The following is a 7,066-nucleotide window of genomic DNA, read 5'->3' as shown; positions in this document are numbered from 1 at the left end:
TGGCGGGGTCATAGGGGTCGCCGAGCCGCGCCTCCAGCCGTTGCGCGCGGGAGCGGGCGTCCGCCTCGGCGCGGCCGCGGGTCACGGTGGGGTGCCCGGGGGTCCCGGCGGTGGTGGTCATGGCGGCGGCGTTCGCCTCCCCGTCGTACGGAGTGTCGGTGTGGGCACGGGCGTGCGGGGCCCGTGCGTCGAGGCTGCGGGCCCCCGGTCGCGTCCCGGTGGAGCGCTGCTCGGGAGACAGCCCAGGACCCGTGCAGGATCCTTGACGCGCCGGGTCCTGTGCGTCACAGGACCCGGATCGCCGACTCGGCGTGGGCTTTGGCCAGGTGGAGCGTGGCGGTGGAGTTGCGGCCGAGTGCCTCGCGGATGTAGCGGCGCGCCGACCCCAGGCCGGCGCCGGGGCCCAGGGCCGCCTCGATGGCCTCCTCGCGCAGAACGACGCTGTGCTGCGCGAGGACCGTGACCCCCGTCGCGTCGGGCACCACCGACCATTCGCCGGTGTGCGCCTCCATCAGGGCCGGTGTGGCTGTCTGCTTGTAGACGATGCGTCCCGCGTGGGGGAAGCAGACCCGGACGGACTCGGTGGTGTGTGCGCTGCCGTCGCCGGTCACGGTGTCCATGGTCATGACCTGGACGCCCGGGGTGTCCTCGGCCAGGTCGAGGCGTGAGACGTGCGGGAGGAGTTCGGGCCAGTCGCTCACGCGGTACAGGAAGTCGTAGACGAGTTCGGCCGGGCCGTTCACCCGCACCGAGTCCTCGAAGGACAGCACGAGTTCGTCCAGGCGCGTCCAGCGTTCGGCGAGACGCTTGATGTTGCCCAGCTCGGCACGGGAGTTGGTGTCGCAGGCGCGTTCCACCCACGCCGCGTCGTCAGGGCGGTCACCGGCGACGGTGAAGGTGTGCAGCAGGGTCAGCCGGCTGGTGCCGCCGGGGCGTTCCTCGACGGTCCAGGTGCCGTCCATCGTCTCGACCGGTGCCTGTGGGCGGGTCTGGCGGAACGTGATGCGGCGCTCCTGCGGATCCTGGGTTCGCTGGGAGATCCAGGACCGCACCTCGCCGTTGGCCCTCGCCCACATCCGCAGCCGCTCGGCGCGGCCGTCGAACTCCAGGCGTTCCACGTGGACGTTCGGCGGGAAGAACAGCGGCCAGCGCACGGCGTCCGCGATCAGCCCGTAGACGACGCCCGGCCGGGCGTCGACATCGACACAGTGCCTCGTACGGTGGATATGTTCGTCGGACACCACACTTACCTCTTTCTCGGTCGCTGGCGCGGGTCGGGAAGTCAGAAGTTGCCCAGGCCGCCGCAGACGTTGAGGGCCTGCGCGGTGATGGAGGCGGCCGGTCGGGATGCCAGGTACCCGACGAGGGCGGCGACTTCCTGGGGGGTCGAGTAGCGGCCGAGCGGGATCTTCTCCTCGAACTGCGTGCGCACGGAGTCCTCGGTGGTCCCCCAGGCGGCCGCGTAGCCTGCGCGCACCCGCTGGGCCATCGGCGTCTCGACGTAGCCGGGGCAGACGGCGTTGACGGTGACACCGCTCGGCGCGAGTTCGCGGCCCAGTGCCTTGGTGAAGCCGACGACGCCATGTTTGGAGGCGCTGTAGGGGGCGCCGAGCAGGACGCCCTGTTTGCCCGCGGTGGAGGCGATGTTGATGATCCGCCCGTGCGCGGCGCCGTCCAGACCGCCGTTCTTGAGCGCTTCACGCGTCATGAGGAACACGCTGTTGAGGTTGGTGTCGATGACGTCGTACCAGAGTTCGTCGGCGAGGTCCGCGGTGACGCCGCCGCCGCTGCGCCCGGCGTTGTTGACCAGGACGGTGAGCGGCCCGTATGTGTCGACGGCGGCGCGCACCAGGGCGGTGACGTCTGCGTGTGAGCGCACGTCGGCGACCTGCCCCGCGGCGTCCAGGCCCTCCTGCCGCAGTATCTCGACGGTCTGCTCGACCCGCAGTTCGTGGCGGGCGCACAGGAAGACGCGGTGTCCCGCCCTGCCGAGGGTGCGGGCCACTTCCAGGCCGATGCCGCTCGTGCCTCCGGTCACTAGGGCGACGGGGTGGGTGTCGGACATGGTCAGTGCTCCTTCGTCAAAGTGCCGGCGGGGGCCGGTGGCGGGGCCGGCTCGGGGTGCGCCGCGTCGGCGAGGGGGGCGGGTGGTCCGGCCGGGGCGAGGGCACGGCGCAGGGCGTCGCGGGTGAGGAGGGGGCCGCGGGCGGCGACATATCCGTCGGGGCGTACGAGGAGCCAGGCGCCGGGCCGTAGTCCGAGCGCGGTGCGCAAGGCGGCGCCCGGGTCGGTGTGCGGTGCGGGCCCGTCGGTGCCGTCGGGCCGGCCTCCCAGGGTGCGGACCGAGAGCCATTCGCCGTACTGGGCGGCGGCGGTGACGGCCACGTCTGCGGGTATGCGGCCGGGGCCGCCGGGGTGCGCGCTGAGCAGCAATGACCAGCGTACGTCGCGCAGTTCGGCGCTGAAGGCCCGGCGGGCGGCGGGGTCGGTGGTGTGCAGGGACACCGCTCTGGCCCGTTCACCGGGGCCGGGCCCGGTACGGGGCAGGGGGCCGGCGAGGCCGTCGGCCGTGCTCAGCGGTGAGCTGGGGTAGCTGATGCGCAGCCCCGACATGCCGCCGAGGACCTTGCGCTGGATGGCGCGGCGCAGTGGGCCCACCCTGCGGACGACTCCGAAGACGAGGGGCAGCACGGCCCCTGCGAGCAGGTTGCGCAACTGGACCAGGACGGTAGCGGTGCGGGTGGAGTCGAGCAGCGCGGCGCCGACCGGGACCCGTTCCTTGCTGTAGCTGTCGAGCAGCGGCGCCCCCGCATGTCCCTGTTCGACCAGGGCGAGCTTCCAGGCGAGGTTGTACGCCTCCTGGATGCCGGTGTTCATGCCCTGCCCGGAGGCGGGGCTGTGTACGTGCGCGGCGTCACCGGCGACGAAGACCCGGCCGTCGCCCATGCGTTCGACCATGCGCTGCTGGAAGGTGAACACGGAGGTCCACTCGCTTCGGCCGACGGTGACCTCACGGCCCAGGCCCTTGGAGAGTTTCGCCCCGAGGCGCTCCTCGGCGCGGCCGGGCTCAGCGGCGTCGTCCGGCGGTGCCGTGTCGAGGAGCCGCCAGTGGCCCTCGCGGGCGTAGGGCACCATCATCAGGGCCTGCTGTCCGGTGTGAGCCCAGTAGATGGTGTCGGGCGGCAGGTCCATGGCGACGGGCACGTCGGCGAGCATCCAGGTCTCGCTGCTGGTGCCGATGAGTTCGAGTCCGAGCAGTGTGCGCACCGTGCTGTGGCCGCCGTCGCAGCCGACCAGCCATGGGGTGTCGACGCTCTGTTCGGCACCGGCGGCGTCTTCGAGGGTGACGTGCACCCTGTCGTGGTGCTGGCTGAGTGCGGTCAGGCGCACGCCCCACTCGACCATGACGCCGAGCCTGGCCACGGCGCCGCGCAGCACGGCCTCGGTCTCGGTCTGCCCGATGACGAGGGTGAACGGGTAGGCGGTGGGCATTGACGCGTAGTCGGCCTCCAGGCGCACCAGGTGGCGGCCCCGGGCGTACATGGTGAAGGCACGGTTCTCGCGGCCCCGCGCGAGCATGGCGTCGACGACGCCCATCTGGTCGTAGGTCTCCAGAGTGCGCGGGTGCGTGGCCACGGCGCGGCTGGTGCGTGCGGGCTCGGGGGCCGCGTCGACCAGGCGCACCCGCAGGCCGCGGCGGGCCAGCTCGTGGGCGGCGGTCAGGCCGACGGGCCCGGCGCCCACGATCAGCACCTGGGGCCGGGTGTCGGGCTGCTGGGCGGAGGTCACCATGGTCGGTCTCCCGGGGTGGTGGGGTCGGGTCGCAGGTCCTTGGGGCCGGTGCGCCGGATCAGGGGGCGGCCCGCGTCTTCAGCCTTTGGCGCACCGCCCGTCGTTCGGTCTTGCCGGTGCGGGTGCGGGGCACCGCGTCGATGGCCTCGGTGACGCGGATCCGCTCGAAGGGGCTGAGGCGTTCGTTGGCGCGCTCGGTGACCGCGTCGAGGACATCGAGGATCCCGACGTGGCGGGGAGCGGCGGCCGGGGTGTGCGGGTGGGCCCCGGCGCCCGGGTGCAGCACGATGCCGGCCCAGACCAGGGCTCCGTGCTCCGGGTCGGGCCAGTCGGCCACGACGCAGTCGGCGACGCGCGGGTCGTCGGCGAGGATCTGCTCGACGCGGCTGGGCGAGACGATCTCGTTGTCGTACGTGAAGACGTCGGTGAGCCGGTCCACCAGGCGCAGGTTTCCCTCGTCGTCGGCGTAGCCCACATCGCCGGTGGCGAACCAGCCGTCCGCGTCGATGCGGTCGGGCTGCCCCTCGTCGAGGTAGCCGGCCATCAGCTGCGGTCCGCGTATCTGGACTTCGCCGGTGGACCAGGGCTGGACGGGGCGCCCTGTCGTCAGGTCGACGAGGCGGCACTCGGTGTCCGCGACGACGGTGCCGACGGTGCCGGGGCGGTAGCGGTCGGGCCGCTGGCAGTGTGTCAGCGGGGAGAGTTCGGCCATGCCGTAGCCCTGGATGACAGGGACGCGGAGCCTTTGTCGCAGGGTGCGGGCGGCCTGTGGCCTGAGCGCGGCTCCGCCGGACAGTACGGCGCTCAGGCGCAGCCCCCGCGGGATGCCCCGGGCCAGGCGCTCGTCCGCGGCGAGGGCGTGCAGACGCGCGGGCAGCCCGTAGTAGTGCGTGGCCCCCGCATCGGCGGCGGCCGTCAGGGACACCATCGGGTCGGGGTCCTGGCACAGCACCTGGCAGGCGCCCGCGTACAGGGCCGAGTTGAGGTGCATGACGTGGTAGAGCGGCAGGTGGTTGAGGGTGACGGAGTCGGCGCTCAGGCCGTGCGCGAGGGCGGTCTGCCGGGCGTTGGCGACCAGATTGCGGTGGGTGAGCAGGACTCCTTTGGGGGCGCCGGTCGTGCCCGTGGTGAACTGCACGCACGCGACGGCGCCGGGGTCCGGTGGCGGGCCCGCCTGCCAGGGGCGCGCCTGGTCGAGTGCCGCGTGCAGCGGCACGGTGCCGTCGGGTACGGCGCCGTCGGGTGTGTCGGTGACCACGACGGCGCGCAGCGAGGGCAGTTCGTGCCGGATCGCGGTGATCAGTGGGGCGGTGGCCGACGGGACGAGGGCGATCTCGACCCGGCCGGCGGCCAGCACGTGCCGAAGACCTTCCTGGGCGGTGAGCGGGTTGATCAGGACGACGGTGGCGCCGGCCCGTATGACCCCGTGGTACGCGGCGGCGAACTCAGGGGCGAGGACGTGGGCGACGCCGACCCGGGTGCCGGGCCCGGCGCCCGCGGTCCCGCCCAGCCACCCGGCGATCCGGTCGGTGTACGCGTCGAGTTCGGCGAACCGCAGGGTGCGGGTCGTGGTGCGCACGGCGACACCCTCGGGGTGGCGCCGTGCCGCGCGGCGCAGCAGGCCGTCCACCGGAAGGTCTCCGTGCGGGAAGTCGCGCACCGTGTCTCCTCATCTCTGTCTCCACTCGCGGCGACGAGCGCCGCCGAACGGTTTTCAGCGTCCGGCGGGGCGCTTGAGGAGCCGTCGAAGAACACTCGACCTGTGCCGCAGGCAGGGGCGTGAACCACTCGAGGGCACTGCCGGGAGAGGGGCACGGGCCGGGGCGGGTGCGGACGGTGCGTGACCGGTCGGGGCCGGCGGCTGCGGGCTTCAGGCGCGGCAGAGCGGCAGGCCGCCGTGGTATTGCGCCATCTCGCGGAACAGGGCCGGAATGTCCAGTGGGGCGCCGGGCGGCGCGCCTTGCTGCTCTGCGTAGGCGCGGTGCAGATTGGGCACCAGGCGTTCGGAGTCGAGGAGTTCGGCGTACGGGCCTGGGCCCGCCTCCCGGGCGAGCTGGAGGGGGGTCAGCCCGGCGGCCAGGCCCTCGCGGGCCAGCCGTTGCAGGCGGCGGAGGTAGCCCTCGTCGGCGTCGAGGAGCTCGGGGCCACCGACCGGGCCGTGGCCGGGGACGACCGTGAGCGGGTCCAGTGTGCGCAGAGTGTCGAGCGCGTGCAGCGAGCCGCTCACTGAGCCCATCGGGCAGAAGGGAGTGACGCCGGACATCACCACGTCGCCCGCGAACAGGACCCGCTGCCGGGGCAGCCACACCACGGTGTCGCCGGTGGTGTGGGCGGGCCCCACATGGAGCAGCTCGGCGCGCACCGGCCCCACGCGCAGGGTCATCCGCTCCTGGTAGGTGACCTGCGGGACGACGACTTCGAGGTTGCCCCAGCGCACATCGGGCCACAGTCCGGCCAGATGCAGTCCGGCCGCTTCGGCCTCGGTGCGGGCCCGTTCGTGGCCGACCACGACGGCTTCGGGGAAGACGAAGTTGCCGAAGGTGTGGTCGCCGTGGAAGTGCGTGTTCACGAGGAGCCGGGGCGGCCGCCGCGTGACACCCAGTACCTGGCGTCGCAGGTTCAGGGCCCGCGTCTGGGTGGCGACGGTGTCCACGAGGGCGCTCTGGCCGCCGCCGAGAAGCAGCCCGGCGTTGTTCAGGCACCAGCCGCCGTCGGGCTGTAGGTAGGCCAGAACGCCGTCGCCGACCTCGGTGAGCCGGCCGTCCGGCATCTCAGGCCGTGGCCCGGGCCGCGAGGGCGGCGTTGACCAGGTCGAGGTACTGGCGCGGGGTCTGTGCCTCGTCGAGGGCCTCCTCGTCGAGTGTCACCTCCAGGTCGCGCTCGATGACCCCGGTGACCTGGAGCAGGGCCAGTGAGTCGTAGCCCAGGTTCAGGAAGAGGGTGTCCAGGGCCGCCTCGTCCAGGGGCACTGACCCGCCGTCACCGGCCGCGTCGCGGAGCAAGGTGGCCAGGTCCGTCAGTTGAAGGCGTTCCACGATGTGCCCCCTCCTCGTCCTTGGATCCGTCCTCGGATCCGTGCTGGGATTGGTTTCGGGTCGGTTCTCGGCTGGTTCTCACAAGTGGCACGGCTACCGCGGTGTCCCGCGCACGAGGGCCGCCGCGTTGAACCCTCCGCGTCCGCGGGCCAGGACCAGCGCGTGCCGCAGCCCGGCCGGGCGTGCGGCGCCCGTCACCAGGTCCACGGGGCAGTCGCCGGCGAGCGGTCCGGCGCGGG

General features: G+C 73.2%; 6 protein-coding genes. All 6 read right to left on the bottom strand.

Features of this window, described 5'->3' with window-relative positions; genetic code table 11:
• Window positions 1-284: 284 nt before the first annotated feature.
• The 6 genes from G3I19_RS32735 to G3I19_RS32710 all read right to left on the bottom strand — a co-directional run bounded on the left by G3I19_RS32735 (window position 285) and on the right by G3I19_RS32710 (window position 6,827).
• Window positions 285-1,241 (bottom strand): aromatase/cyclase, encoded by a 957-nt coding sequence (locus G3I19_RS32735; RefSeq protein ID WP_164267347.1) that lies wholly within the window; start codon window positions 1,239-1,241, stop codon window positions 285-287.
• Between the two features lie 41 nt (window positions 1,242-1,282).
• Window positions 1,283-2,065 (bottom strand): SDR family NAD(P)-dependent oxidoreductase, encoded by a 783-nt coding sequence (locus tag G3I19_RS32730; RefSeq protein ID WP_164267346.1) that lies wholly within the window; start codon window positions 2,063-2,065, stop codon window positions 1,283-1,285.
• A 2-nt stretch (window positions 2,066-2,067) separates the two neighbouring features.
• Window positions 2,068-3,792: an FAD-dependent oxidoreductase gene (locus G3I19_RS38170; RefSeq protein WP_164267345.1), complete on the bottom strand. Its 1,725-nt coding sequence runs from the start codon at window positions 3,790-3,792 to the stop codon at window positions 2,068-2,070.
• A gap of 58 nt (window positions 3,793-3,850) precedes the next feature.
• A complete protein-coding gene (locus tag G3I19_RS32720) occupies window positions 3,851-5,452 on the bottom strand; it encodes an AMP-binding protein (protein WP_164267344.1) in 1,602 nt (533 codons plus the stop codon).
• Between the two features lie 210 nt (window positions 5,453-5,662).
• Window positions 5,663-6,562, bottom strand: a complete 900-nt coding sequence (locus G3I19_RS32715; RefSeq protein WP_164267343.1) for an MBL fold metallo-hydrolase — start codon at window positions 6,560-6,562, stop codon at window positions 5,663-5,665.
• A gap of 1 nt (window position 6,563) precedes the next feature.
• Window positions 6,564-6,827, bottom strand: a complete 264-nt coding sequence (locus tag G3I19_RS32710; RefSeq protein ID WP_164267342.1) for an acyl carrier protein — start codon at window positions 6,825-6,827, stop codon at window positions 6,564-6,566.
• Window positions 6,828-7,066: the final 239 nt, after the last annotated feature.

Source organism: Streptomyces sp. SID10853 (assembly GCF_010548145.1).
In the GTDB taxonomy this organism is placed as follows: domain Bacteria; phylum Actinomycetota; class Actinomycetes; order Streptomycetales; family Streptomycetaceae; genus Streptomyces.
This window is presented reverse-complemented; position numbering and strand designations above follow the sequence as displayed.

What these genes read in the sequence shown, in the direction of transcription:
- G3I19_RS32715 (WP_164267343.1), bottom strand. Translation starts at nt 6,562, where the DNA reads ATGCCGGACGGCCGGCTCACCGAGGTCGGCGACGGCGTTCTGGCCTAC.
- G3I19_RS32730 (WP_164267346.1), bottom strand. Translation starts at nt 2,065, where the DNA reads ATGTCCGACACCCACCCCGTCGCCCTAGTGACCGGAGGCACGAGCGGC.
- G3I19_RS38170 (WP_164267345.1), bottom strand. Translation starts at nt 3,792, where the DNA reads ATGGTGACCTCCGCCCAGCAGCCCGACACCCGGCCCCAGGTGCTGATC.